Source organism: Bacillus sp. FSL K6-1284, from assembly GCF_038002625.1.
GTDB classification, from domain to species: Bacteria; Bacillota; Bacilli; order Bacillales; family Bacillaceae; genus Bacillus; species Bacillus paralicheniformis.
The window spans coordinates 2052896-2076882 of record NZ_JBBOCW010000001.1 but is presented as its reverse complement, the minus strand read 5'-3'; the positions used below and the strand labels follow the sequence as shown (position 1 = coordinate 2076882).

Genomic DNA, 23987 nt, shown 5'->3' with positions numbered 1-23987 from the left:
CCCTCCAACATCATTATTCAATTTTGCTGTGAATAAGTCCTATTATAACAAAAAACCAAGGCGGTCCTTAGCCAGGTATCTAAAAGCCTCTGAAATCGCCGAACAGGCCTGACAGTACGATAATGATTTTCGTCATCCAGTCAAAGAACAGCAGGATTCCGACTGCAATCATTGCAATTCCGCCGATCTTCATGATGATGAGCTGATGCTTTCGAAGCCATTTCATCTTTGTCATGAAAAAAGACAGGAGCAGAAACGGCAGGCTGAATCCAAGCGCATAAAGCACCATATAAGGCACGGCCGACATCGGGTTCGTTCCGGCGAGTGTGATGACCGCTGCAAGAATCGGACCGGTGCAGGGCGTCCAGCCGGCAGCAAATGCCATTCCGATTCCGACAGAACCGAGCAGGCCGCCGGGCCTGTTTTTAAAATGGAGGCGCCTTTCTTTCATTAAAAATTCAGGCTTAAAAACCCCCAGTGTGACAAATCCAAAAAAGATGATGAATACCGCACCAAGCTGCCTGATGAGCTGATGATAATCCTTAAAAAAGGACCCGACAAGCGATGTGCTGTAGCCGAGAGCCACAAAGATCATCGAAAAGCCAATCAGGAAAAAGATTGTATGTATCAGGCTCCTTTTTTGAAACATAAGTCTGTCAGAATGGATTTCACTCATGCTGACACCTGTAATATATGATAAAAAAGCGGGATACAGCGGCAGGCAGCATGGCGAAATAAACGATAGAAACCCTGCACCGAAAGCGAGAATATAGTTGATATCAGCCATCTCTTTCTCCCTTCTATTTTTTGGAATACTATGAAAGAAAATCATTTGATATGACAATTACATTTCAATTTCCTAACATATCACAAAAAAGGATGTTGGTTTCACGAATTTCTTTATATAATCAATTTTGACAATTTACCCTTATCACCTTCAGAATTGAAAAGGAACCTATATATGGATATAATAACATTTAGTAGGCAACAAAAAGATGATTTTTACAGAAGAAAGGATAAATTCCTGTGATGAAAGAAAATCTGCTTCATGAAATTGAGGAAAAAAGAAAAGAGCTGCTAAAAATCGTCATGACAAACGGCATGACTTCACATATCACCATTCAGCACAGCCAGCAGCTGGATATCCTTCTTTTGGAATACCAAAAACTATCTCTCGGACATACACAATAATCATAGATCAAAATAAAAAACCCGGAAGCGGGTTTTTTATTTTATAACCATGTTCCTTCTATGTCATAATCGCATTCGTATTATTTCGTTTGATTTTCCATGGCTTTCATCATTTGATTAATTTTCTTCTGGGATGGTTTCATACCCATCTGCATCATCATCATGCGCAGCATTTGTTCATTAATTGGCGGATTTTTTTTCAAATAGTTCATCATATATTTACGAGCAATAAAAAATCCGAGTGCAACACCTGCGAGCAATGCTAAAACGCCCACTAGGATGACAACCCATAAATCCATTTAATTTCCTCCTTCATGTTGTCTCGTATAAAGTGTACTAAACCAAACGCTATTATACAACATCTACAGTCCAAAATCTTTTTTTTATACAAAATTTCTTTCTTTCACAGGGTTCAGCCAGCCGTAACGTTTCATATTAAAATCCATCGCAAGGAAACACGGACTTACTTTCCGCAAAACCTCAAAGAAAACCGTTTCGGCATCGAATGGACCCTTCGCCAAAATCTCAATATGTCGGTCTTTGATAATAAAAGAAGCGCTTCCTTTTGGAACAATCAATCTGTATACATAGTCAACTTGTGTATAGTCTTCCCGGCAGAGGTTCATTTTCATTCTTTTGTGTATATGGGCTGCGGGAATCGGTTTTGTAATGAACTCGATCTGCTTGGCGGCTAATGGAGACTTTTGATCGGGGCTCGTCCAATGATAATCGTAAAACAGCTTGAACATGACAGACTCTCTTCCAAAATAATGGCTGGCAAATTCCTCTTCTATCAAATACGTATAATAATGGCGTTCCATCACTGTCTCATCCCCCTGTATCGAAGAATATATGCTTTCTATTATACAAAAGGGGGTTAGAAATAATTGTCTGATGATGATAAAAGAAGCGACTAATTTTGTCGAAATGAAAAAAAGAGAATGATCCGCAGATCATTCTCTTTCATATGCCCCGATTAGCGATTTAACAGTTTTTTCACCCGGTCAACTACATTCGCAGGCGTAAAACCGTATTCTTTCATGATCGTTTCGCCGGGAGCTGAAGCACCGAAATGGTCGATTCCGAGAATGTCCCCGTCAGTGCCGGTATATCTCTCCCATCCGAGCGGTGATCCCATTTCAATTGCGAGACGCTTTGTCACATCAGTTGGAAGGACAGCGTTTTTATATTCGGCCGGCTGCTTGTCGAAACGATCCCAAGACGGAACGCTGACAACGGATACGTCAATGCCTTCTTTTTTCAGCTCGCTTTGTGCGTCAAGCGCAAGGCCAACTTCAGATCCGCTCGCAAGCAAGATCGCTTGCGGTTTTTCGTTTTGGCTTTTCGAAACGACATATCCACCTTTTTCAACGCCTTCATAAGCTGCTTCAGGAGACTGATCGATTGTCGGCAAGTTTTGACGTGTCAACACAAGCGCAGTCGGCTGACTTTTTGATTGAAGCGCCAGTTTCCAGGCTGCTGCTGTTTCATTTCCGTCTGCAGGTCTGATGACGGACAAGTTCGGCAGCGCACGAAGTGATGCCAGCTGTTCAATCGGCTCATGAGTCGGTCCGTCTTCTCCGACGGCAATGCTGTCATGTGTAAACACATATGTGACAGGAAGCCCCATTAATGCAGCAAGACGGATCGCAGGTCTCAGATAGTCGGAGAAAACGAAGAACGTTCCGCCGAATACGCGAAGGCCACCGTGGAGAGCCATTCCGTTCAAAGCTGCTCCCATCGCAAATTCACGTACACCGAACCAGATATTTCTGCCGGCGTAATCTCTCGCTGAAAAATCTCCGCCGTTTTTGATTGTCGTTTTGTTGGAGCCGGCCAAGTCAGCGGATCCGCCAAAGAAGAACGGCACTTGTTGTGCGATTCCGTTTAATACTTCCCCTGAGGATGCACGCGAAGCAAGGCTGCTTCCTTTCTCATACGCAGGTACTTTCTGATCCCAACCTTCAGGAAGCTCGCCCTTCATCGCAAGTTCAAGCTCTTCGGCAAGTTCCGGGTGGGCTTTCTTGTATGCGGAGAACAGCTCGTTCCATTCCGCCTCTTTTTTCTTGCCCGCTTCTTTCACTGTTTCGTTAAAGTGTTCGTACACTTCAGAAGGGACATAAAAATCTTCTTCGTATGTCCACTCATACGCTTCCTTCGTTAATTTCGCCTCTTCTGAGCCAAGCGGAGCACCGTGAACGCCGGATGTTCCCGCGCGGTTTGGAGAGCCGAAACCGATCGTTGTTTTCACTTCAATTAATGTCGGCTGCTTTTCATTTTGTTTCGCTTTCTCGACGGCCGCCGTAATCTCGGCAATGTTATTGCCGTCTTCAACATAAAGCACTTCCCAATTCATCGCTTCAAAACGCTGCTTCACATTTTCAGAGAATGAGCGGTTTAATTCACCGTCAAGCGAAATGTCATTTGAATCATAAAGCACGATGAGACGGCCGAGTTTCAAATGTCCCGCAAGCGAAGCCGCTTCCGATGAAATTCCCTCCATCAAGTCTCCGTCACCGCAAATGCTGTATGTATAATGATCAACGACGCGATAGTCGTCACGGTTGTAAGTTTCCGCAAGGTGACGTTCAGCAAGCGCCATTCCGACAGCCATTCCGATTCCTTGGCCAAGCGGGCCTGTCGTCGCATCTACACCCGGAGTATGTCCGAATTCCGGATGTCCAGGCGTTTTGCTTCCCCATTGGCGGAAATTCTTGAGGTCTTCAATTGAAACGTCATATCCGCTTAAGTGAAGCATGCTGTACAGAAGCATTGATCCGTGTCCGGCGGACAGCACAAAACGGTCCCTGTTAAACCAATTCGGATTTTCAGGGCTGACATTCATCATTTTTGTCCAAAGCGCATAAGCCATCGGAGCAGTCCCCATCGGCATGCCGGGGTGACCGGATTTAGCTTTTTCAATCGCGTCTATGGAGAGTGTTCGTATTGTTGCGACAGATTTTAATTCAATCGTTTTCATTATGATCCCCTTCCTGTATGGACTCTACTTTCTTATCATAAATCTACCCATCGGTTTTCACAACCATTTCAGCTCAAAAGCAGTGAAAAATGACGAATCTTTGCCTTCATTTTAAATTGTAGTATATACAAAAAGGGAATACGATATCGGCGTATTCCCCAAATTAATGCAATCGGCGGTTTCTTTTTTCCTGTTTGAGCTTTTCAGGCGTCACATCATTACCTTCAGGATCAACAATCGTCACAGTTTTCAACGTGTTTTTCATAGACGCGCGGACGCCTTGAAGATATTCCTGGCGAAGCTTCTGCTGTTCTGCTTTTTCTTCGTCTGTTAAAGATCCGCTCTTTGCTTTTTTGGCAAGCTCGTTAATTCTGGCTATTTTTTCATTAGAAATCATAAGATACTCCTTTGATTCGGTATATATCCATCATACTACTAAATCCGCTTTCGTTTGACAACAGATTAGTCTGCAAGGCCGTCCTTATACTCCTGGTAGCGGCGGTGAACGGTTGCTTTTGAAATGCTGTATCCGAACCCTCTCAACACGGCTGCAATCTCCGCAAACGTCAGCTTGTTCTCCCTGAGCCTGACGATTTCTGAAAGAGGCGCTTCGATCCGCTCTCTCCCGCCGCCTTCATTGCGGTGTTTCAGATTCCTCTCCGGGCGGTAGCCGTTTTCGATCGCCTTCTTCATTCCCCGCTTAATTTTCAGGTTATGTATTTTCCGCTGGTATTCTTCGACAATGCCGACAATCTCCAAAACCATCGAATCCGCTTCGGAAAGCTCAAGTTTTCCCCGGTGAGCCAGCGTGTAGATTTGAACGCCTTCTTTATATAAACAGTGAAGAAGGGCAATTTTGGCATTCCCTCTTCCAAGTCGCGTATCATCCTGTATTAAAACTGCGTCAATGTCTGATGTTTTGATTTCCTCGAGCAGATCGAAGACGCCGTCGCGGTCCATCTCATATCCGCTCGCCTGTTCGGAAATGACGTTCACGACGTTCATCCCGTGCTCGGCGGCAAGCGACTGGAGCTCTTCAGCCTGCCGTTTTAATGAGGTTTCCTGCTGCTCCTTCGCAGTGCTTACCCTGGTGTAAATAATCGCATTCATGGAAATCCCCTCAATCATTTATTCTACAACTGCAAGCTGATATTGATCGGAGTGCTGTTTGGCTACCGGCAGGACCAAAACATCGCCCGGTTTAATAACGGAGGTCGGCAGATTGTTTTTATCGGCGACCCATTCGATGAATTTTTGTTTGTCAGCGGGTTTTCCGCCTTTGATCCGGTCGGCCAGCTCCCACAATGTATCGCCTTCCTGCACTTCTATTTTAACATATTGCTTTCTTTCTTCGATTTTACCGGCAAAAGACACAAACAGAATACAGCAGCTGATCACAGCAGTAAACAGACTGACAAAAATCAATGATTCTCTTTTCATATCCATCACCCCAGAATGTTTGTTCGGTTTTATGATTTCAGTATACATACGAACAAATGTTTCTGTCAATCGTTTTTTTCGAACCTATGTTTGTACTCAAAGGAAAAACATGCTATAATCTAGCTAAAATCGACGTTTTGAGGTGCAAAAAATGACGAAGCTATCAAAAAGACAACTTGATATTTTGCGTTTCATTAAAGAAGAAGTGAAACGCAAAGGCTATCCGCCTTCCGTCAGGGAGATCGGAGAAGCGGTCGGCCTGGCGTCAAGTTCAACGGTACACGGCCACTTGGCAAGGCTTGAAACGAAGGGATTGATCAGAAGGGATCCGACGAAGCCGAGAGCGATCGAAATTCTCGATACAGAGGAAGAAATTCACATTCCGAAAAACCAGGTTGTCAATGTCCCGGTCATCGGAAAGGTGACGGCCGGTACGCCGATTACCGCAGTCGAAAACATTGAGGAATACTTTCCGCTTCCAGACCGCCTGGCGCCGCCGGATGAGCATGTCTTTATGCTGGAGATCATGGGCGAAAGCATGATAGATGCCGGAATTCTTGATCAGGATTATGTGATAGTCAAACAGCAGAACACCGCAAACAACGGAGATATCGTCGTTGCGATGACCGAAGACGACGAAGCGACTGTTAAGCGGTTTTTCAAGGAAGAAACCCATATCCGCCTTCAGCCGGAAAACCCGACGATGGAACCGATCATCCTCCAGAATGTGACGATTCTCGGAAAAGTCATTGGCGTATTCCGCACGGTTCATTAAAAAACGGACTCATCAGCAAAACCGCCGGTCGGCGGTTTTTTTTCGCACGAAAAAACAGGCCCACATCCAGACGGAATGAAGGATGCGAGCCTGAAACAGAGGGATTGATCATATGCTTACATTACCATTATCCCCCAAACGAGTTTTCTTGTCAACAACAATGTTTCCTTGAGGAAACATTTTTCATTGTCTCCCTTTTATCGAACGATAAACAAAATTCTCGTCCCGTCAGCGTAATCGCTCAGCCTGTTCCCGACCCAGGAGCCGGCTCCGCGGTTATCCGATGAGCTGACATATCTGACCGACGCTCCTTTTCCTCCTTCTTCACACATGGCCATCGGCCATTCGTCACGGTCAAAGCCCGGCTTAGTCGGAATCCCTTTTAATGATTCCTGACGGCGCTTATCCGCTCCAGATCTTTCAATTGTGCAGACATCTGAATGGCCCGCTTTGATCGCATCGCTTATATGAGCACCGGTTTCAGGATAGCGCGATGCCGGAAAATACAATACGTCATCATACCTTGCAACGCCTTCGGCATGCTGAGAAGAATATGCAGCCCCTCCCGAAAGCCCAAGCAGCACCAATGCGGAAAACAGCAGATGAGTCGCCCATTTTTTGATCATGACAAAAACAACCTCCTCTTGTATATGCTGGTGTCACTAACAGATTAAGAGAGAATTGTTTTTGCTTTTCGGGCTCTTTGTGAAAAAGACGTTTAGATTGTGTAAATAAACGTAAGTTAAATGCTCGGGTCATACCCGTGAAAAACTGCATGTGCTTTTTGCGTCCGCTCTAAACGTATACACGGCTGCCATCAGGAAACATGCGGCAGCCGGATATGCAAATTTTTTCATCGTTGTATTTTTTAAAAATGATTCATTCACACAACAAAAAAACAGGCGGAAAATCCGCCTGTTTATACGGCAACTTCAAATGTCAGCTTGTCGCCGTGCTTATAGTCAATTAATTTAAAATCATCGATTGTAAAGTCATAAAAGTTTTTGATGTCCGGGTTGATCCACAGCTTCGGCGCTTCATATTGCTCGCGTTTCATCTGAATGTTTAAATTATCGATGTGACGGGTATAAATGTGACAGTCGCCGATATTGAAGATGTATTCGCCCAGCTCATAACCGAGGACTTGGGCGATCATGCGCTGCAAGACGTTATATTGGAACACATTGAACGGGTTGCCAAGCGCCATGTCATTGCTTCTCGCTCTTACTTCCAAAGAGAGCTTTCCTTCTTTCACATACCATTGCGTCTCATAGACGCAGGGCGTCAAAGCCATGCCGTCCAAGTCATCGGGATTCCACAGCATGGTCAAATGCCTGCGTGAAGACGGATTATGCTTTAACTGATGGAGCAAATAATCCACTTGATCGGTTTTCTGCCCGTTAACCGTTCTGTTTTTCTTCGCTAATTGATAGCCGTAGGCTGCTCCGATTGTGCCGTCTTCAAGCCGCCATTGATCCCAAATATGAACCCCCATATCGTTCAGAACTTGGACATCATTGGATTTCAGCTGCCAGATCCAAAGCAGCTCTTTGATGGCCGTTTTCCACGCCACCTTCTTCGTCGTCAAAATCGGCACTTCCGAATTGTCAAACCGCATTTTTTCGCTCATGATGCTCAGTGTATGAGCCGGCGTTCCGTCTGAATCCCACTTCGTCCGGACCTGATATTCTTCATCGGAGATCCCTGATTCAATAATTTTTTGAATGATAGCATTGTATTGCTGGTCATAATGGCTCATCTTATCCTCTCCTCTTTCCACATGATATGTATAAAATGAGTTTTTTTCAAGGTTTAAGATCATGCGCGGGTTTGATAAATCTCCAACGCTTTCTTGATAACATTTTTATCGTATCCAGTGACATCATGGATTTTCTCAGTCCAGCCTTCGATTGTGTCCGGCTTCGCTTCTCTGTATAATCCTTTGCTCGTGCTAAGATATATGTCCCAGCCGCTGAATTCCCAATGCGCGATTTCATGTTGAAACGGAATTCTGCATTCCAGTAATGGCGCAGGCTTCAATGCCGCTTGCGAGTATTCAGCCGCCTCCCAAAAAACGGACATGTCAACAGGGTCTGTAGAGTAGTCTTGAGTTGACACCTTTCCGTTCGGCCGATGGTAAAGAACCTTAACTCCGCCGGTTGTCGGCTTGACTTGAATTTGTGCTGCCGGGAAAAAACCGTCCAGCTTTTCACTGGTATAATCTTCACATTCGCAGTCGATCAGAATCGGCTGCAGCCATTGATCTCCCAGATCACATAAAAAGCGCCGTCCTCTTTCATCAAGCGCGATGACTGCGGCATGCGCGCGTTCTGTTTTGAACGAACGGCCGATCGGAAAAGCTTCCACTCCGTCTTTTGTAAACTCGTCCAGCAGCCAAATCGAAAGGTCAAAGCAATTGCCGGCAATGCCGTACTCTTGGTGGTGTTCCTTCATCATTGAGACGTTCCGCTGTTTCTGATCCCCTCCCTGATGATAAAACCATGCCTTTGTCAGCGTTTCCATCGGAAAAGCGTCGAATCTTCTCCACGTACGGAGAATGGCATCCGGAGCAAACATCATCTCCCCCCTGTCCAGAAGCGATTGTTAACACTATTATATACGGGCGACCGAGACGAAAAAAATCCCTTAGCAAGGGATTTTTTAGTTTTATTTTCCTTTCTCATCAGTCGGAATCTGGATCAGGGAATTCGATCCTGTCGCTTTAGGCATTTTTCCGTCCCATTTTTGGATCCATTGATACTTGATCATTTCATCTGACATCGATTTTTTAATAATTTCATTATACTCGGCAATACCTTGGGCTTCGATCTTTTTCTTTTTCGCTTCCGCTTCGGCGATCTTCAGCTCTGTCTGCGTTCTTTCCAGTTCCTGCGAAGACTTCACGCGCGCGTCAATCGCTTCCTGGGTCGCTTTATCAGGCTTTGGCACACCGAGTGTTAAATCGTCAATGACAAAGCCGAGCCCCTTCATATCATCTGCAAATGTTTTTTGGATTTCTGCGGCGGCATCAGATGATTTTTGTCCGTATGTATCAATGACGGAGTATTTGGAAATCGACTTTCTTGCAGCGTCCCACAGCCTTGTTTTCAAGTAGCTGTTTTCGATTGATTCAATATCGACCGCTCCGAATTTATTAAACAATTCTACGACTTTATCAGGCTGAACGACATAGTTGTAGGCGATGTCCATTGAGATGTTTTTGCCGTCAGAAGTAGCCACTTGAATATCCTGATTGTTTACAGTCTGCATCCGCACCGGATATCTTGTGACTTTGTCAAACAGTCCGACTAAATGCCAGCCTTGATCAAGCGTTTCCGATTTCACCCCGCCATTCGGAGAATAAACGACGCCGACATATCCGTTCGGAATTTTCTCGATGAACAAGGAAGCTGTGAATCCTCCGATAATTAAAGCAACAGCGACAATGATTCCGCCGAGCAGCGTTTTGTTTTTATTCTTCTTTGGTTGTTTTTCATTCATCTTTGTCATCCTCCAGCGTTTTCTTTATTTTGCTCGCCCCGCTTCCGACTTTTTTAAAAAGCGGGCTTAACATAAGCCATACGCCAAACCCTATAATGGATAGCAATATGATCGAACCAATCATGACTTTCACTTTTGTTTCACCCCTTTTGCATTTGTTGATTGATCGTATGACTAAATAAAATCATTTCACTTATGTTTACGTTCATATGAACTTAAAGTTTCATTTTTTTAAAATGTAATAGAAAAAATTTTATCATTGCAATTGCGAAATCAATGGCATCGTTAAAGGATATGTCGGATATCTTACTCTTTATGCCGCGTATATCATGGTGTGTTCGCAGTCAAATGAAGACGAAGCGGCATGCCGAACCAACTATCAGCTGGGCACATACAAAAAAAGAGCCAAATGATTGGCTCTTTTAAAAATATTAAATTTCAATTATTGTTGATTGCCCTTTTTAACCCATTCAGCTACTGTCACTGTGCGTTTAGCTTGATGTTTCACTGCAGCTTCCACGTCTTCAATCATCTTCCCGTTTTGATCGACTGTAACACTCGTTCCATATGGATTTCCGCCAGCCCCGAAGAGGACAGGATCAGTGTATCCAGGAGAAGCAATAATAGCTCCCCAGTGCATCATTGAAGTATATAAGGACAAGATTGTTGCTTCTTGACCACCATGTGGATTTTGAGCGGAGGACATTGCGCTTACAACCTTATTTACTGTCTTTCCGTTTGCCCAAAGTCCGCCTTGTGTATCTAGAAACTGTTTCATTTGGGATGCCATATTGCCAAAGCGTGTTGGTGTACTGAATATAATAGCATCTGCCCACTCTATATCTTCTGAGGATACGACTGGAATGTCCTTTGTTGCATCAACAGTGGATTTCCACACTTCATTTCCCTCAATGGCTGATTGCGGAGCCAATTCTTGTACTTTTAAAACTCTGACTTCAGCACCTGCTTCTTCTGCACCTTCTGCAGCCCATTTGGCTAATTGATAGTTTGTTCCGCCCATACTATAAAAAACTACAGCTAATTTTACATTTGACATATGATCCAGCTCCTTTGATTTTCTAAATAGTTTGTCTAAAAATCCCATGTTTTCACACCTGCTTTTTTGTTTTCTTTTCGGCAAACCTTTTAAGAACCACCCCCTTGAAGTGTTTCGCTGCCATTATTATTCCTTGCTAGAATAAACTTAAAACATTTCAATTTAATAAATCTCAATTTCGAGATATTATGGATGGTTATATTACTTCGGTCTTTTTCTGGTGAAGATTTCGCCAATCTTTGCGTAATCATGCCCGGCTAAACGACTGATGGCGCCGAGGCCTCTTGGATCGATTTTTCCATTTTCATAGATGCCGCTTTCGATATGATATTGAACGACTCTGCCTATCATAAAATCGCATCCGTCAGAGTGCTTATCTCCCAACTCTAATGAATACTCCAGAACACATTCCATACGCACTTTTGCTTCTATCACGCCCGGCACCGAGACTTTCATACTTTCAACGGGGGTTAACTCCGCTAACTGAACTTCACTTTGACTTGGTGGTAGGCTGGCGGCCGTTAAATTCATTTTTTCAACGTTTTGTTCATCAACGATATGGACCACAAATTCTTTGCTGTTCAAAATGTTTCTCGCTGTATCCTTTTGGCTCCCTTCAAAACGTTGAATAGAAAGGGAGATCATCGGAGGATTTGAAGATACAATATTAAAGTAGCTAAAAGGAGCTCCGTTTAAGACGCCCTCCTCTGATAAACTTGTAACAAATGCAACAGGTCTCGGTATAATACTCCCGATTAAAAACTTGTAGTTCTCTCTTTCTGTTTTTGTATTGGGATCAATGGACAGCATCGAATCACTTCCTTACAAAAATTAATCCAGCGCCTTCACTGTTACAGGAATTAATCTTCTTTCTAACTGCTCTCTGTAGTGTTCATACTGGGCCGGCAGCATTAACTGTTCTCCCATTGTTTCATACGATTCATCATGGGCGAATCCTGGTGGATCTGTTGCAATTTCAAATAAAATTTCCCCGTGTTCTCTGAAATAAATCGCGTTAAAATAATTTCTGTCTTGCACAGGTGTAACACGGTATCCGTTTTCCGCAACATATTTTTGCCATTCCAATTGATCATTGTCATCAATGGCTCTCCAGGCAATATGGTGAACTGTACCCGTCCCCATTTGTCCGCTTCCTATAGTTGTTAATTTCAAATCAATTATATTTCCTATGTCACCAGCAGAACGAAAACGTACAAAATCTTCTTCTTCTCCAACTTTTTCAAGTCCCATGACCTTTTCTAATAATTCAGCCGTTTTTTCGGGTTGTTTGGATAACAGTGTTGCTCCGCCAAATCCTTTGATTGCATTGTCCGGTGTTATTTCCCCTACTTTCCAGCTGTTCTTTACCCCTTGTTCTCTTTCGACAATTTCCAGATGAAGACCATGAGGATCATCGAACTCCAAGTATTCCTCTCCAAAACGGTTCATTTTTGTATAAGGCACATTGAATTTTGCTAATCTATTTTCCCAAAAAGCCATTGCGCCTTTAGGAACGACGTAAGAAGTCACTCCCACTTGACCATCTCCAATGACTCCTCGACGGGCACCTGCCCAAGGAAAGAATGTAATAATCGTTCCCGGTTTCCCGCCTTCATTGCCAAAATAGAGGTGGTATGTTCCCGGATCATCAAAATTAACGGTTTTTTTCACTAAACGTAAACCAAGAACGCCAGCGTAAAAATCCACGTTCTCTTGCGGATGGCCGACAATCGCTGTAATGTGATGGATTCCGCTTGTTTTCTTTTTCATTCCACTTCACTCCTCTTTCATGAAACATAGCTTTATGATGAGAAATACGTTACAAATTCATTTACAGGTTTTCTAAATCCCCGTGGTTTTTCTGCTTTTTATTTTTTCCTTCTTTAAAAGATCAAAATCAATGGACAAGCATCCCTGCCTTTTTCTTTATAGGACTCCGGGCAGTTTTCAACCTCCGTAGATTTCTGTTGCTTGATGAAAAGCCTTTTTGTCACCCAAAACGATGATGACTGCCGATGAGCCTAGGATCTTGTTATGTCATGAAGCTCATGTTCAGAAATAGAATACCCAGTTCAATATTTATTTCTCATTATCATGAATTCATATATTTCGAATTCGAGATATTATCATAAAAAAATTTACATGCTTTGGGCATGGAAGCCAAGTTTTTTTAACTTTTCAATTAGAACTTCTTTTTCTTTTATGTCTAAGCCGCCGAAAATGCCTTTCATAGCTGTTTTATGTTTTGGAAAAAGATTGTTCATCAGTGCAGTTCCTTCATTCGTTAAAGCAGCGTATGTTATACGGCGATCTTTAGGACAAGGCCTTCTCTCTATTAACTTTTTCTTCTCCAACTTATCTACAACATAGGTAATGCTGCTGCTTGCGATTAATACTTTTTCGCCTATTTTTTGGATCGGCTGATCGCCTTTACTATAGACTAATTCTAGAACAGCAAACTCAGTTGGGTTTAGTCCTAAACATTTAATATCCTCTTCCACACGCTTTTTAATCGATTGCAGTGCACGAGACAACACAATAAATGCCTTTAAAGACAACTCCTCTTCGTATCTCTCCATTTCCTGACTGCCCACGGTATTCATCCTTTTTAATTATCTCGAATTCGAGATAATTGTATAATAACGATTTGCTGTTGTCAACTTTTTAAAACGGGTTATTATTATTACGAGTTAAAACCGATGAGACAGAATTGTTAAACGGGTGCAGTTGATTTGGGCGTACCATTGACCAAGCAGGATTCGGATCTAACACAAAAAACCGCCGACTCAAGGTCGGCAGCGCCGGCTGTTTCAGAAGTCTTGTCATACATGAAATAGTTTGTCTTTTATCTGGAGATGCAGCTTCGGATTCAGCAAGAAAATAATGGACTGAAGCTGTTCCTGTTTATTAATCGAGGGATCCGCGTGGTGTTGATGGTTGTATCCGTTAAAGATTGCAATCAGCGTGGTGGCCATCACCTTCGGATTGAGCTGTTTTTGAACGATGCCTTCTTCCTGAAGCTGCTCGATCAGTTCGACAAAAAACTCTCTCCACTGCTCATACAGAAGGGCTACTTTTCTTTGAATCTCAGGATATCTATGACTATTTGCCATAAATTCCAAAAACAAAGCTGTCGAATGCTCTTTATTTGATGTTTGAATCAAGTGTTCAATCCCTGCGAGCAATCCCCTCAGCGTCTTTTTTCGAAAACAATTCATGCTGGTTTGAAAGCGATCTTCCATTTGCTCATTCATAATATGGAGAAACAGCATCTCCTTTGACTTGAAATACAAATAAAACGTAGCTTTAGAAAATCCGGCTTCTTTCATAATTTCATCTACAGAGGTTGCCGAATATCCATTTTGGGCGAACAGATGATATCCGGCTTCTACGATCTTTTGAACCGTATTCTGTGTCTTCTTTTTCATTAAGCTGTCCTGTCCTCTCTACTTCTCTAATTAAGTTAACCATCTATGTATTGAGATATACTGGGAACGTCAAGGACTCGTTATGTTAAAGAAAATTGGAAAAAGACGCTTAAAATCTTCTGCTCAAACATACACTTGCAGCCTAAGCGGACGTTCTTTCATCAAGCATAGCAGTGACATATAAACACCGCCAAGTGACATTAGCCCGGTAAGTCAACAAGGCCAATCGCCCTAACAGGCCGGTAGCCGTATGTTCCTTTCCTTGCAAAATTCCCAACATTCATTCTAGCATTTACTGCTAAAAACTTCATATATATTGTAATTTATTTAATTGGATTTTTCTGTTTTTTAAAAGCCTCTATGAAATACCCGGGGTCCGCATCCACTTCATAAGCAAATACCCCTTGGTTCGTATGGAGGTAAAGCAAACCGGCCTCGGAAAAAGGTCTGTATGATACATCGTGGACGTGCTCAAGGCGATACTGGCGGCTTGCCGTTAAAATTTTATCGTTGTACAGGTACATTTGATTATGCTTTTTTGTATAGGTTTGCCGGTTAAAATCAATCGTCCGTTCTGTTTTGTAGTAGCTGACAGCGGCGATGGCCTGATGGCACCCGTCTTTCATTTGAAACCTCCATTTGCTATTCGTTGATTAATTTGGACATGACATATTCATCAACATATTGTCCTTTTACTTTCAAAGCGTGCTTTTTAGTGCCTTCAATGATAAAACCCATTTTTTTGTATAAACGCACGGCGGCTGTATGATGGGTCATGACAGTCAGCTCAAGTCTGTGAAGCTTTTCTTCACAGGCCCATTTTTCCAATGCCTGAAACAGCTTTACTCCAATACCTTGTCCAATATATGTTTGGCGTATGCCAATGATGATATGGGCACGGTGGCGTGTTCTCTGAACCTGTCCTCTGACTGCTGCAACATATCCGACTAAGCTTCCGTCATCAGCCGCACAAACAAAAACTTCACACACGCCGGATTGGATATGTTTGATTTGACGTTGTGCCTGAAGCTTTCGTTCACCCGGTTCAAACAGCATGAATTCAGATTCTTCATCGATCGTTTCACAAAGCTTCAGATAGTTTTCTGCATCTGAAGCTGTTAATTTTCTGACATGCAAGAAAGGCCCTCCAAACAGTTTTTAGATTATCTATATATTCTGAATTATAATCGCATGAAAAAGGCTGTGCAAACCGCAGATGCCAAGATCGATTCGCGGCTTCATCAAAAAAAATAGCAAAACCGCCGGCATTACTTTTCAAGCAGCCTCGGTTTCGCAGGGTCGCACGCAGGTTTTTGCGTATTTGTCGATTCGGCGATTTTCATTAAATAATAGCATTCTTCCCTCATCATGTGGTCTGCCATCAGCGCGGAGAACGTACCGAGCATCTGATCTGTAAGCTCCAGCTCCTCCACTTCTTTCAAAAAGGTACGAAACAGCTCAATCTCAAGCTTCACGTCTTTATTCATCCTTCTGAGAGCGGGAAAAGATTCAACATTCGCTCTGAGATACCCCGTCAATTCAACGGATTTAATATAGAACTGTTCAAAGTGTTTGACAAACTCCCTGCTCTTCTCTTTCAACCGTTTTTCCACCGCATCCAGGTCATCGGCAATTGCTCCAGCATGTCCGGCGGCATCCATCAGCCACAGCATATGGTGGTGCAACTCGTGGAAAACAGGCGGCACTTCCCGTTTTTTTAAGTATTTTAGCACAAGCAAGTACTCCTCCAGTTCATTTACCATATGGTTGATAAAAGTCGGAGGAAGGTGAATTTTAATATCGCCTGTCAGGTGCCTTTTAATGATGGAGAGTTTAAATTTCCTGAATTGAAGGGCATATTCTTCAGCTTCAAGCGTTAATGAATACAAATCAGGCGAAGCATTCACTTTTTTCAGCAAAACATCAAACGTCTGCTTGAACTGCTTCGCCTTTTGAATATCTTCTTTTTCCCTTTCAGCCAAAGAATCCAAAATAAAACGCGCATGATCACCCAAAACCTGAAGCCAAAATTTATGTTCAAAAACGGCCGTCTCCTTATAAGTTTTCAAGCTTGCGCCTCCCTTTAAATACCATTCTTCACTATGGCTATTCGCTGCAAGCCCGAAATATGATCATGCAAATAGAAGCTGATCAATAAAGATTCGGAGGCAGTATGTCATCCCGGGGATGTTGAATAACCGATGGCGGCGTATCATGAATATATGCAGGCGCAGGTTTTAACACCGGTTTTTTCGCAAGGGGCTGAGGATGTTCAACATACTGAAAAACGCCTTCCCCATCCATGCTCGGTCCCTTCGCCCATCTGCCTGCAGCGCTCTCGTTGCCTCTTGAAAAATTAAATAATACATGAGAGACTTCCCTTTTTTCCAGATGGCGCGGAAACGTGCTTGGGACGACGACATTTTCTTTCGCTTCCAGTTCTTTAATGGCTGCAAGCCACTGGTTTTGATGCATCGTATCCCTTGCAATCAGCCAGGACAGCATATCTTTGACACCGCGGTCCGTCGTCTCTTCATAAAGGCGGACCGCCTGCAGGCGTCCCTGTGATTCCGCGTTTAAATTTGCCCGAAAGTCGGCAAGCAAATTTCCGCTTGCAATAATATAATCGGCAGTCCAGCGGTTTCCCACACTGTCGGCCGGCATCGCCCCTAATCCTGATACGATGGCATGCTGCGGATTCATCCCTCCGAGAATGGCACCGAGCACCGGATCTTTTGCCGCTTTTTCAAGATCGCCGACCGGCGCACCGTCCAAAAGCCTTGCAATCATCGTCGCCAGCATCTCGATATGGGCGAGCTCTTCAGCTCCTGTATCCATCAGCAGATCTTTGTACTTGCCGTTTCCTCTGACACTCCAGCCTTGAAAAAGATATTGCAGAGCTACTGATATTTCCCCGAACTGTCCTCCCAGTATTTCCTGCAGCTTTTTCGCAAATAATGGATCGGGTTTTTCAGGCTTTGCATGATACTGCAGTTCTTTAATATGAAAAAACATAAGATCGCTCCTCTCCTGAGCTACCTTATGAACGATAAGAACAATAGGTGTTTGTCTATCCCTTTTAAATGAGTTTCTATGAACCGCTAAGAAGGTCTTCAATCCACATATCAACTTGCCGCTCAGACATTCCTCCGACATACATCCGCTCTGGTCTTCCTTCCCGATTAATGAATATACTTGTAGGCAAATAATAAATTTCCCAAGAACGGTAAGCTTCAGCCGATTGATCCAAAGCGACCGGAAAAGTTAAGCCATGGCGGTCGACAAAGCTCTTTACCGCACCTTTCGATTCACGCACATTGACAGCGATGATTTCAAAACCGTCTCCTTTAAAACGGTCATAAGCTTTTTGCATGACCGGCATCTCCTCTTTGCACGGTGTACAAAAAGTCCCCCAAAAGTTGACAACCACCGCCTTTCCCCGTAATTTTTTCAGTTCGATGTCACCGCCCTCTAAAGTCGATAATTTAAAATGTAATGCCTGCTGATGAAGGGCAGTGCCTGCCTGTTCATTCCGGCCTCCGGCAATATGCTGATAAAGAGCATAACCAGCCGCACAACATAGGAGCAAGAGGATGGCGCCTCTCAATAAAAGCAGCGTTTGTTTTTTCATTTTTTTCTCCCGATATGTTAGCCCTAATATGAAAAAAGGACTCTCCTCTCCTGGGCTTTCTTTATGATGAGTAGTTCGGCATTTCATGCTCAAAGCCGTAAAAGCCTGTAATTCCAACATCTCCGCAGCCTGACACTTTTGTGATATCCAGGAAATGATTGCGGTGCGGCGTCCCGCTCACTTTATCTGCAGCACTTAAATGAAGATGATTTCCAGTAAATTCTTTCTCGCTTAAAGTGATCGCATGTCCTGTTAACGTGATTCTCTGCAGCTTGATGTTGAGTGTACAGCCTTCTGCATTAAAAATCGTAAACTTATAATACAGCCATGTCGGGTAGTAATTTACATTGGTGCTGTCCGCCATAAAAAATCCCACTTGATCTTCAGTCATTGTCATGGTCGTCTTTTTCTCATCTTTTGTAACCGTGGCATCAGCAGGCTGAATATGAAAACTGCAGGCCATCATGATTGAAAACAACATCAAAAATAAATTTTTTTTCATTGGCGCCCCTCCCTTTTTCCATATTATAAACTTTATTGAATAAAAAGGATATTGAAATTTAATCTCCCGTTTCAAGATGAGTGTGCCGAACGATCCCTTACAAAAGTGTAATGTTCATGTCACGTTATTCGATTTTTTTATCAGACAATGAATCTTAGAATGATAAATGAGGTGAAATTGTGAAAAAGCATATCGTATGGATCAGCCTGATGATCATATTTACCGCATTATTAAGCGGATGTAACTTAAACCGTGTGGGAACAGACGAATATTATGTTCACATTACCGGAAACGGGAAGGAAGACACGTCGAAGTTTGACGACGGCGAGGAATACTCCGTCTTCAAATATGAACTGGCCGGTTTTGATGAGGACGGTCAAGAAAAAACAATGGAATTCACAGCTGATAAAAACCTTCGTACAGGCGCGTTTTTACGGCTTTTCTATTCTGAAAATAAAGGCGTGAAATCGTGGGAAGAGGTTGAAAAAGACGATATTCCCGACAAAGCCAAAGATCGATTAGGTGTGAAAAATTAAAAAACATGCGGGAGATGGCGGCGCCATCTCTTTTGTTTATCCTTGCATGCCTTCCTTTTTGCTTTTTTTAAGTGATAAAAATTCATCCTGAAAAATGCACATTCTAATAGCGTTACGATAATAGCCGTCAACGAAAAATTCATCCTGCAGCTCGCTCTCGATTGTGAACCCTGCCTTTTTATACAAGTGAATCGCTTTTGCATTATCTTCGTCGACGATCAAATACAATTTGTGCAAATTCAAAACGGAAAACGCGTAGTTCATCGCCAAATACGTTGCGCTTGACGAATACCCGTTCCCTTGATGCTCGGGATCAATGATGATTTGAAACTCCGCCCGTCTGTGAATATAATCAATTTCGACCAGCTCAACCAATCCGATCATCTCAGTCTCTTTCTCTATGATAAAGCGCCGTTCGCTTTGGTCATGAATGTGTTTGTCAAACAAATCCTGCAGCTCAACAAAAGTCTCATACGGTTCTTCAAACCAATACGACATAATCTTCGCATCGTTGTTAAGACGGTGGACAAACGGAAGGTCTTCTCTTTCGAGCGGACGCAATTTAAGCTGATTGAACATATCAGCAACCTCCAATATAAATTAAAATTTAAGATGATGTAAGGCGCAGGCCGATCACCCCGATTATAATAAAGCCAAGTGAGATGAGCTGCGGAGCGCGAATCCGCTCCTTAAACCAAAATAAGCTGACTGCCGTAATGCCGATGCTGCCGATCCCGGTCCAAACGGCATAGGCAACACCGGCTGAAAGTGCCTGCATGGCTTTCGAAAGGCAGAAAAAAGACAAAGCAAACCCCAATACCATGACAATAATCGGCCATTTTTTTCTTGTGCCGTCTACATATTTCATAGCGATGGCGGCAATGACCTCTTCGATTCCAGAAATCACCAAAAATAACCACGGCATGATCAATCACCCCCTGACTGGGTATTGTTCTCTTTTGTAAACATTTTCATGCCAATAATGCCTCCCAACAGCACGATCAAAAAAAATATTTGCCCTCCTGAAAAGGGTTCGCCCATAAAAACACCCGTCACATATGTGCCGGCCGTTCCGATTCCGACAAATACGGTATAAGCCGACGCCATCGGAATGTTCCTGTAAGATCGTATCAGCATGAGAAAACTTGCCGCGATCAGTACAAAGATCATCAGCCAATCGGCGAAGGAATCCGCATGTTTAAGACCTGAGGCCCAAACCACTTCCAAAAAACCCGCAATAATGACGAGGAGCCAACTCAATGATAACACCCTTCCTGTTGTGAATGAACGTCAGTCATTTTTAGGCCGATAAAAAATGAACAGCTGCAGCCGGTCATTTTTCACTTGGTTCCTATGCTTCTCTTCAGAAAAGTAAATATTTCTTTTTTGAACACACTGAGCTCTTCGTCTTTTTCCGCCCCGATGTAATAACGTTCCGCTGTGTTTTCGACAAAGTTGATAATCGTTCTGGCCGTCCAGCGCACATTGATGTCCGGAATGACCTCGTTTTTCTCAACTGCTTTTTCAATAAGTCCTTCAAGCCAGGAATAATAAGGCTGATAGATCGCCTCCCATTTTTCCATCGAATGGTCAAAGGCAAGACCTGAGTAGCAAAGAACGATAATATCCTGATGAAGTTCCGTCATGTTGAACGTCTCATCGATCATGATGTCCAAGGCGGTCCAGAAAGACATGGTTCCGTCGACCTTGCTCTTAATATGGTCCAAAGAATGTGTCAGAAGATTTTCCGCGATCGCTGGAATCAGCGCATTTTTGGATGAGAAATAAAGATAAAAAGTGCCCTGCGCAGTACCTGCTTTTTTCACGATATCTGAAATCGACGCCTTATCCAGCCCCTTTTCAGAAATGACTTCAATGGCCGCCTGCAAAATCTTTTCATATTTCCCGGACGTTTGCTTTGGCATGTTGCAGACCTCCCTAAAAATGAATGACTATCATTCATTTTAGTGGAGCGGCTTTTCATTGTCAACCGGGCGGCGCAGGACTTATTTCCTTAAAATTTCTTTAAAATCCTAAGCATAAGCTGTCTTTGGATATGAATCCCTTTTATACTTTACACATATACCGAAAACAGATGGAGTTGATATTGTTGAAACCGCTGATCAAGCTGGCATGCGGAGCTGCCTCTCTTATCGCAGCCGTCCTCGCAATATGTTTTGCAGTGAAACGGAGCAAAGACAAACAATAGGAATTAGGAAAAGTTCTCAGCAAAGCTTTTCTTTTGCTAAAAGTTTTTTTGTTGATCTCCCTGTTCATTTTAAAGAGAAATGCAATGCATAGTGATCATGAAATCGAACAATCGATTAGACCTCCTACAGCTTTCTATGAATCTTTTTGGACTATTATGCTATATGAAAATATGCACAAAAAATATAACACTTGGAAAATCAATATGATATAATCATTCATTACTCTAATGAGTAAATAAAGAGCTTTTTTAAATATATAAACGACGAAGGGGCTATAGAATGGAACTTACGATCACCAGAGCACTAAGCGAACTCAAAATGTTGGATAAAAGAATCAAGCGGGCCGTAAATGAGAGCACATTCGGAGGTTTGATGATCGGAAAGAAACTGCCGAACGGATTTCGGACAGCCGAAGACTTGGAAACTAGGGCGAAAGCCGATTATCAATCAATTGAAGCCTTAATCAAAAGGCGAAATGCCATTAAGTCTGCCATTGTTGTATCCAACGCGACGACCAAAATCGAAGTGGCCGGAGTCAAGATGACTGTGGCTGAAGCCATCGAAAGAAAAACCTCCATCAGCTACGACATTCAGCTTTTGGATAAGCTGAAAGAAGTGTACGCTGATTTAGTCGACGAGGCCGAGAGCGTCAATCAAAAAGTAACAGAAAGACTAGACAAACATCTGGAGACTCTTTTCGGAAAAGACGGCAAAGTAAAAGCGGCTGAAAACCAGGAAATCGTCAAATCTTTCCTCGCTGAAAATGAAGCAAAAATCATCGATCCGCTGAACCTAAAAGAGAAGATCGATTCCTTGTCAAAAAAGATCGAGGACTTTGAAATGGAAGTTGACTTTGCATTGTCCGAGAGCAATACACTCACCAAAATCAAAATCGATTAACGGCCGATTGTTAGCCAACCGAAAACCGATAAAACTAAACACCTTCCGAGGGAAAGGTGACTCCCTCCTTTTATTTCATCTGCACAGCCAAAGAGACGCTGTGCCAACATTGAGATAAAAGCTCAAAGCTCAACGTTCAGCGTTTACAGCTTAAGTATCAAAGCTCTTAACAGTTCAAAGCTTACGCCTTAAAGTTAAAAGATCGATAAAATCTGGGAGAAACGGCTGCTTGAGCATTTGTTTACCGGCTCAGTCGGTTGCCGCCCAGCAGGTTGGCTAACAATGGATATCAATAACAAAAAAACGTCTATATAGACGTTTTTTTAGTGGATTCGCAAATCAAAGGATGCGCTCAATCTTTCTGTTTGTCCTTTTCTATATGCACCCAAAGATAATAAATCACCCCGCCTGCTAAAATAAACACAATCCCCAAGTACCTTTGTTCTGAGGGAACAAAAAATTGAAATAAAAACGCTAAAATTAAAGCCGGTACCATAATCATGAAGTATTTCTTTTTATCCAACATGTAGAACACCCTTGCATTAGTTTTAGCTAAATATACGATATAGGTGTTGTTTGGTTTCAATTTTTAAAGATTCCGCTCTGATTTATGACAATATGAATCTGGAATAATGACGAAAACCTCAAAGGTCTTTTTCTTTATGCAAAATATAATGGCCGCGGGCAGGCTTTTTAATATCTGGGCGATGTTTCATTAAGCTCTTCATAAATGTTGTCATGTTTTTAATCGGAAAGCCGGTTTCTTTCTCGATTTCAGTTTTGAGCTTAATGCCTTTCAAGCCCTCTTCATAGCGGCTTAAAATGTTTAAGGCAGCCTCACGCTGTATGGTTGTTTTTGATTGGAAAATAGTATGAGATGGAGTTTTGATGGGCGGATGTTTGTCAGCGGCAATCTGGGATTGTTTTAATTCCTCTGCTGCAGCGCTTGCCAAGTCGATTAATGAAGATTTTTTGTTAATTGCGGGATCACTCTCCCGATCCAATTCACGCAGCTTCGAATAAATGTCTTGTCGTTCTTTCCGCAATTCCCGCATCACCTGAATCTCCGCATCACCTAGCTGTTCAAGTCTCAAACGCAACGCTTCTCTTTCGTCGAACATATCTCCCACATCCTAAAATTAAGATTCCATTATAGTTTATAGGACTTTTTTAACTTTAACAATTTATTTAAAAATAAATTCAAGAAAAGTTCTTTTTATCGTTAAAACATATATGGAATATAAAGGATGATTACGTTATTGATGTTCTTGTATCAATCGGCATATCCTTCGTCCGTCTCCTCCAAATCATATGATCATATCCTTTCCCCCAATAATCCTTCAGCATATAGTCAGGCTCGCCGAATTTCTTCTTCCATATTTTCTGTGCACCGGGATAACCGCTGTCCAAACAAAATTCCTTCACTCCCCGATTCAGAAAGGTCAAAAACATAACGTTGAACAGCAAAGACCCGATTCCGCGTCTTTGATAATCCGGGTGGACAAATACCGTCCCTACCTCATATAAATCCTTTAAAGCCCCATCCGTACAGATATCGATCAATTCGCTTGCAAGGCCATATTCGATTGTACCGATGATTTTATTCAGACGTTGATCTGAAGCGATAAAAAAATGCCGGCTCTTCCCTTTGCTGTCTAAGTCTGCTTTCAAGTATTGCCTCTTACTTTCAATTTCACTTTCTTGATCATCAAGCAGATCGGATATCCCCTCTTTAGCAAAAGTATCCTCGACCACGATTCTGAAAAACTGATTCAGCTCTTCAACGTCGTCAATTTGCGGCCTTCTGATCTCAATTTCATTCATTTTAAATCACTT

34 protein-coding genes are annotated in these 23987 nt (G+C 42.8%); 4 read left to right on the top strand and 30 right to left on the bottom strand.

Features of this window, described 5'->3' with window-relative positions; translation table 11 throughout:
• Window positions 1-79: 79 nt before the first annotated feature.
• The gene (locus tag MHB72_RS10860; protein ID WP_020451598.1) at window positions 80-787 is read right to left on the bottom strand and encodes a cytochrome c biogenesis protein CcdA; all 708 of its coding nucleotides are present in this window, start codon (window positions 785-787) and stop codon (window positions 80-82) included.
• A gap of 242 nt (window positions 788-1029) precedes the next feature.
• Here MHB72_RS10860 and MHB72_RS10855 point away from each other — a divergent pair, with 242 nt between their 5' ends.
• Window positions 1030-1191 carry an aspartyl-phosphate phosphatase Spo0E family protein gene (locus tag MHB72_RS10855; protein ID WP_020451597.1) on the top strand — a complete coding sequence of 54 codons (162 nt, stop codon included), beginning with the start codon at window positions 1030-1032 and terminating at the stop codon, window positions 1189-1191.
• Window positions 1192-1271: 80 nt separating this feature from the next.
• Here the strand turns inward: MHB72_RS10855 and MHB72_RS10850 are convergent, their stop codons facing one another.
• The 6 genes from MHB72_RS10850 to yneA form a co-directional block, all read right to left on the bottom strand.
• Complete coding sequence (locus tag MHB72_RS10850; RefSeq protein ID WP_003182236.1) at window positions 1272-1490, bottom strand: YneF family protein; 219 nt, start codon at window positions 1488-1490, stop codon at window positions 1272-1274.
• Between the two features lie 84 nt (window positions 1491-1574).
• Window positions 1575-2012: a sporulation inhibitor of replication protein SirA gene (gene sirA / locus MHB72_RS10845; RefSeq protein ID WP_020451596.1), complete on the bottom strand. Its 438-nt coding sequence runs from the start codon at window positions 2010-2012 to the stop codon at window positions 1575-1577.
• 155 nt (window positions 2013-2167) lie between these two features.
• On the bottom strand, window positions 2168-4171 hold the full coding sequence (tkt, locus tag MHB72_RS10840; RefSeq protein WP_216920676.1) for a transketolase: 2004 nt from the start codon (window positions 4169-4171) through the stop codon (window positions 2168-2170).
• A gap of 163 nt (window positions 4172-4334) precedes the next feature.
• Window positions 4335-4568: a DUF896 domain-containing protein gene (locus MHB72_RS10835; protein ID WP_020451594.1), complete on the bottom strand. Its 234-nt coding sequence runs from the start codon at window positions 4566-4568 to the stop codon at window positions 4335-4337.
• Between the two features lie 65 nt (window positions 4569-4633).
• Entirely contained in the window at window positions 4634-5281 is a 648-nt protein-coding gene (locus tag MHB72_RS10830; protein ID WP_216920674.1) for a YneB family resolvase-like protein, read from the bottom strand.
• A gap of 18 nt (window positions 5282-5299) precedes the next feature.
• The gene (gene yneA / locus MHB72_RS10825; protein ID WP_020451592.1) at window positions 5300-5611 is read right to left on the bottom strand and encodes a cell division suppressor protein YneA; all 312 of its coding nucleotides are present in this window, start codon (window positions 5609-5611) and stop codon (window positions 5300-5302) included.
• 151 nt (window positions 5612-5762) lie between these two features.
• On the opposite strand from yneA, the gene lexA reads away from it, so the two are divergent.
• Window positions 5763-6386: a transcriptional repressor LexA gene (gene lexA, locus MHB72_RS10820; protein WP_020451591.1), complete on the top strand. Its 624-nt coding sequence runs from the start codon at window positions 5763-5765 to the stop codon at window positions 6384-6386.
• Between the two features lie 197 nt (window positions 6387-6583).
• Here lexA and MHB72_RS10815 read toward each other — a convergent pair whose 3' ends face one another.
• The 16 genes from MHB72_RS10815 to MHB72_RS10740 form a co-directional block, all read right to left on the bottom strand.
• Window positions 6584-7012 (bottom strand): NucA/NucB deoxyribonuclease domain-containing protein, encoded by a 429-nt coding sequence (locus tag MHB72_RS10815; RefSeq protein ID WP_254122143.1) that lies wholly within the window; start codon window positions 7010-7012, stop codon window positions 6584-6586.
• 293 nt (window positions 7013-7305) lie between these two features.
• Entirely contained in the window at window positions 7306-8145 is an 840-nt protein-coding gene (locus MHB72_RS10810; protein ID WP_075213301.1) for a thymidylate synthase, read from the bottom strand.
• 59 nt (window positions 8146-8204) lie between these two features.
• Window positions 8205-8966, bottom strand: coding sequence for a hypothetical protein (locus MHB72_RS10805; protein ID WP_103750446.1), 762 nt, complete (start codon window positions 8964-8966; stop codon window positions 8205-8207).
• A gap of 87 nt (window positions 8967-9053) precedes the next feature.
• Window positions 9054-9887 (bottom strand): prohibitin family protein, encoded by an 834-nt coding sequence (locus MHB72_RS10800; protein ID WP_020451587.1) that lies wholly within the window; start codon window positions 9885-9887, stop codon window positions 9054-9056.
• Window positions 9880-10020 carry a hypothetical protein gene (locus MHB72_RS10795; protein ID WP_023857597.1) on the bottom strand — a complete coding sequence of 47 codons (141 nt, stop codon included), beginning with the start codon at window positions 10018-10020 and terminating at the stop codon, window positions 9880-9882. Before MHB72_RS10795 ends, MHB72_RS10800 begins: the two co-directional genes overlap by 8 nt.
• A 309-nt stretch (window positions 10021-10329) precedes the next feature.
• A complete protein-coding gene (wrbA, locus tag MHB72_RS10790) occupies window positions 10330-10944 on the bottom strand; it encodes an NAD(P)H:quinone oxidoreductase (RefSeq protein ID WP_020451586.1) in 615 nt (204 codons plus the stop codon).
• 201 nt (window positions 10945-11145) lie between these two features.
• Window positions 11146-11754: a flavin reductase family protein gene (locus MHB72_RS10785; RefSeq protein ID WP_020451585.1), complete on the bottom strand. Its 609-nt coding sequence runs from the start codon at window positions 11752-11754 to the stop codon at window positions 11146-11148.
• A gap of 21 nt (window positions 11755-11775) precedes the next feature.
• Window positions 11776-12714 (bottom strand): ring-cleaving dioxygenase, encoded by a 939-nt coding sequence (locus tag MHB72_RS10780; protein ID WP_216920672.1) that lies wholly within the window; start codon window positions 12712-12714, stop codon window positions 11776-11778.
• A gap of 368 nt (window positions 12715-13082) precedes the next feature.
• A complete protein-coding gene (locus MHB72_RS10775; RefSeq protein ID WP_020451583.1) occupies window positions 13083-13538 on the bottom strand; it encodes a MarR family winged helix-turn-helix transcriptional regulator in 456 nt (151 codons plus the stop codon).
• A gap of 228 nt (window positions 13539-13766) precedes the next feature.
• Window positions 13767-14372, bottom strand: a complete 606-nt coding sequence (locus MHB72_RS10770) for a TetR/AcrR family transcriptional regulator (RefSeq protein ID WP_020451582.1) — start codon at window positions 14370-14372, stop codon at window positions 13767-13769.
• A 323-nt stretch (window positions 14373-14695) separates the two neighbouring features.
• Complete coding sequence (locus tag MHB72_RS10765) at window positions 14696-14998, bottom strand: hypothetical protein (protein WP_020451581.1); 303 nt, start codon at window positions 14996-14998, stop codon at window positions 14696-14698.
• Window positions 14999-15014: 16 nt separating this feature from the next.
• Window positions 15015-15509, bottom strand: a complete 495-nt coding sequence (locus MHB72_RS10760) for a GNAT family N-acetyltransferase (protein ID WP_216920669.1) — start codon at window positions 15507-15509, stop codon at window positions 15015-15017.
• 131 nt (window positions 15510-15640) lie between these two features.
• The gene (locus tag MHB72_RS10755; RefSeq protein WP_020451579.1) at window positions 15641-16441 is read right to left on the bottom strand and encodes a DUF2935 domain-containing protein; all 801 of its coding nucleotides are present in this window, start codon (window positions 16439-16441) and stop codon (window positions 15641-15643) included.
• 82 nt (window positions 16442-16523) lie between these two features.
• Complete coding sequence (locus MHB72_RS10750; protein ID WP_020451578.1) at window positions 16524-17387, bottom strand: manganese catalase family protein; 864 nt, start codon at window positions 17385-17387, stop codon at window positions 16524-16526.
• Between the two features lie 76 nt (window positions 17388-17463).
• Window positions 17464-18003 (bottom strand): thiol-disulfide oxidoreductase ResA, encoded by a 540-nt coding sequence (gene resA / locus MHB72_RS10745; protein WP_216920667.1) that lies wholly within the window; start codon window positions 18001-18003, stop codon window positions 17464-17466.
• 61 nt (window positions 18004-18064) lie between these two features.
• Window positions 18065-18505 carry a hypothetical protein gene (locus tag MHB72_RS10740; protein WP_216920665.1) on the bottom strand — a complete coding sequence of 147 codons (441 nt, stop codon included), beginning with the start codon at window positions 18503-18505 and terminating at the stop codon, window positions 18065-18067.
• Window positions 18506-18714: 209 nt separating this feature from the next.
• Between MHB72_RS10740 and MHB72_RS10735 the strand changes: the two genes are divergently transcribed.
• Window positions 18715-19041 carry a YxeA family protein gene (locus tag MHB72_RS10735; protein ID WP_217626321.1) on the top strand — a complete coding sequence of 109 codons (327 nt, stop codon included), beginning with the start codon at window positions 18715-18717 and terminating at the stop codon, window positions 19039-19041.
• A 36-nt stretch (window positions 19042-19077) separates the two neighbouring features.
• On the opposite strand, the gene speG is transcribed toward MHB72_RS10735, so the two are convergent.
• From speG to MHB72_RS10715, 4 genes are all read right to left on the bottom strand, one after another.
• Window positions 19078-19620, bottom strand: coding sequence for a spermidine N1-acetyltransferase (gene speG, locus MHB72_RS10730; RefSeq protein ID WP_020451574.1), 543 nt, complete (start codon window positions 19618-19620; stop codon window positions 19078-19080).
• A gap of 28 nt (window positions 19621-19648) precedes the next feature.
• Window positions 19649-19966: a DMT family transporter gene (locus MHB72_RS10725; RefSeq protein ID WP_020451573.1), complete on the bottom strand. Its 318-nt coding sequence runs from the start codon at window positions 19964-19966 to the stop codon at window positions 19649-19651.
• Window positions 19967-19968: 2 nt separating this feature from the next.
• Window positions 19969-20301: a DMT family transporter gene (locus MHB72_RS10720; protein WP_020451572.1), complete on the bottom strand. Its 333-nt coding sequence runs from the start codon at window positions 20299-20301 to the stop codon at window positions 19969-19971.
• Window positions 20302-20381: 80 nt separating this feature from the next.
• The gene (locus tag MHB72_RS10715; RefSeq protein WP_020451571.1) at window positions 20382-20966 is read right to left on the bottom strand and encodes a TetR family transcriptional regulator; all 585 of its coding nucleotides are present in this window, start codon (window positions 20964-20966) and stop codon (window positions 20382-20384) included.
• Between the two features lie 564 nt (window positions 20967-21530).
• Here MHB72_RS10715 and MHB72_RS10710 point away from each other — a divergent pair.
• Complete coding sequence (locus tag MHB72_RS10710) at window positions 21531-22151, top strand: hypothetical protein (protein WP_020451570.1); 621 nt, start codon at window positions 21531-21533, stop codon at window positions 22149-22151.
• A gap of 352 nt (window positions 22152-22503) precedes the next feature.
• Here MHB72_RS10710 and MHB72_RS10705 read toward each other — a convergent pair whose 3' ends face one another.
• The 3 genes from MHB72_RS10705 to MHB72_RS10695 all read right to left on the bottom strand — a co-directional run bounded on the left by MHB72_RS10705 (window position 22504) and on the right by MHB72_RS10695 (window position 23975).
• Window positions 22504-22674, bottom strand: coding sequence for a hypothetical protein (locus MHB72_RS10705; protein ID WP_162157328.1), 171 nt, complete (start codon window positions 22672-22674; stop codon window positions 22504-22506).
• A 121-nt stretch (window positions 22675-22795) separates the two neighbouring features.
• Window positions 22796-23272: a Rok-like winged helix domain-containing protein gene (locus MHB72_RS10700; RefSeq protein WP_020451568.1), complete on the bottom strand. Its 477-nt coding sequence runs from the start codon at window positions 23270-23272 to the stop codon at window positions 22796-22798.
• 130 nt (window positions 23273-23402) lie between these two features.
• A complete protein-coding gene (locus MHB72_RS10695) occupies window positions 23403-23975 on the bottom strand; it encodes a GNAT family N-acetyltransferase (RefSeq protein WP_216920663.1) in 573 nt (190 codons plus the stop codon).
• Window positions 23976-23987: the final 12 nt, after the last annotated feature.

Excerpts from the sequence above, each read along its gene's own strand:
- MHB72_RS10860 (WP_020451598.1), bottom strand. The coding sequence starts at position 787 with ATGGCTGATATCAACTATATTCTCGCTTTCGGTGCAGGGTTTCTATCG.
- MHB72_RS10855 (WP_020451597.1), top strand. The coding sequence starts at position 1,030 with ATGAAAGAAAATCTGCTTCATGAAATTGAGGAAAAAAGAAAAGAGCTG.
- MHB72_RS10850 (WP_003182236.1), bottom strand. The coding sequence starts at position 1,490 with ATGGATTTATGGGTTGTCATCCTAGTGGGCGTTTTAGCATTGCTCGCA.
- sirA (WP_020451596.1), bottom strand. The coding sequence starts at position 2,012 with ATGGAACGCCATTATTATACGTATTTGATAGAAGAGGAATTTGCCAGC.
- tkt (WP_216920676.1), bottom strand. The coding sequence starts at position 4,171 with ATGAAAACGATTGAATTAAAATCTGTCGCAACAATACGAACACTCTCC.
- MHB72_RS10835 (WP_020451594.1), bottom strand. The coding sequence starts at position 4,568 with ATGATTTCTAATGAAAAAATAGCCAGAATTAACGAGCTTGCCAAAAAA.
- MHB72_RS10830 (WP_216920674.1), bottom strand. The coding sequence starts at position 5,281 with ATGAATGCGATTATTTACACCAGGGTAAGCACTGCGAAGGAGCAGCAG.
- yneA (WP_020451592.1), bottom strand. The coding sequence starts at position 5,611 with ATGAAAAGAGAATCATTGATTTTTGTCAGTCTGTTTACTGCTGTGATC.
- lexA (WP_020451591.1), top strand. The coding sequence starts at position 5,763 with ATGACGAAGCTATCAAAAAGACAACTTGATATTTTGCGTTTCATTAAA.
- MHB72_RS10815 (WP_254122143.1), bottom strand. The coding sequence starts at position 7,012 with ATGATCAAAAAATGGGCGACTCATCTGCTGTTTTCCGCATTGGTGCTG.
- MHB72_RS10810 (WP_075213301.1), bottom strand. The coding sequence starts at position 8,145 with ATGAGCCATTATGACCAGCAATACAATGCTATCATTCAAAAAATTATT.
- MHB72_RS10805 (WP_103750446.1), bottom strand. The coding sequence starts at position 8,966 with ATGATGTTTGCTCCGGATGCCATTCTCCGTACGTGGAGAAGATTCGAC.
- MHB72_RS10800 (WP_020451587.1), bottom strand. The coding sequence starts at position 9,887 with ATGAATGAAAAACAACCAAAGAAGAATAAAAACAAAACGCTGCTCGGC.
- wrbA (WP_020451586.1), bottom strand. The coding sequence starts at position 10,944 with ATGTCAAATGTAAAATTAGCTGTAGTTTTTTATAGTATGGGCGGAACA.
- MHB72_RS10785 (WP_020451585.1), bottom strand. The coding sequence starts at position 11,754 with ATGCTGTCCATTGATCCCAATACAAAAACAGAAAGAGAGAACTACAAG.
- MHB72_RS10780 (WP_216920672.1), bottom strand. The coding sequence starts at position 12,714 with ATGAAAAAGAAAACAAGCGGAATCCATCACATTACAGCGATTGTCGGC.
- MHB72_RS10770 (WP_020451582.1), bottom strand. The coding sequence starts at position 14,372 with ATGAAAAAGAAGACACAGAATACGGTTCAAAAGATCGTAGAAGCCGGA.
- MHB72_RS10765 (WP_020451581.1), bottom strand. The coding sequence starts at position 14,998 with ATGAAAGACGGGTGCCATCAGGCCATCGCCGCTGTCAGCTACTACAAA.
- MHB72_RS10750 (WP_020451578.1), bottom strand. The coding sequence starts at position 17,387 with ATGTTTTTTCATATTAAAGAACTGCAGTATCATGCAAAGCCTGAAAAA.
- resA (WP_216920667.1), bottom strand. The coding sequence starts at position 18,003 with ATGAAAAAACAAACGCTGCTTTTATTGAGAGGCGCCATCCTCTTGCTC.
- MHB72_RS10740 (WP_216920665.1), bottom strand. The coding sequence starts at position 18,505 with ATGAAAAAAAATTTATTTTTGATGTTGTTTTCAATCATGATGGCCTGC.
- MHB72_RS10735 (WP_217626321.1), top strand. The coding sequence starts at position 18,715 with ATGATCATATTTACCGCATTATTAAGCGGATGTAACTTAAACCGTGTG.
- speG (WP_020451574.1), bottom strand. The coding sequence starts at position 19,620 with ATGTTCAATCAGCTTAAATTGCGTCCGCTCGAAAGAGAAGACCTTCCG.
- MHB72_RS10725 (WP_020451573.1), bottom strand. The coding sequence starts at position 19,966 with ATGCCGTGGTTATTTTTGGTGATTTCTGGAATCGAAGAGGTCATTGCC.
- MHB72_RS10715 (WP_020451571.1), bottom strand. The coding sequence starts at position 20,966 with ATGCCAAAGCAAACGTCCGGGAAATATGAAAAGATTTTGCAGGCGGCC.
- MHB72_RS10710 (WP_020451570.1), top strand. The coding sequence starts at position 21,531 with ATGGAACTTACGATCACCAGAGCACTAAGCGAACTCAAAATGTTGGAT.
- MHB72_RS10700 (WP_020451568.1), bottom strand. The coding sequence starts at position 23,272 with ATGTTCGACGAAAGAGAAGCGTTGCGTTTGAGACTTGAACAGCTAGGT.
- MHB72_RS10695 (WP_216920663.1), bottom strand. The coding sequence starts at position 23,975 with ATGAATGAAATTGAGATCAGAAGGCCGCAAATTGACGACGTTGAAGAG.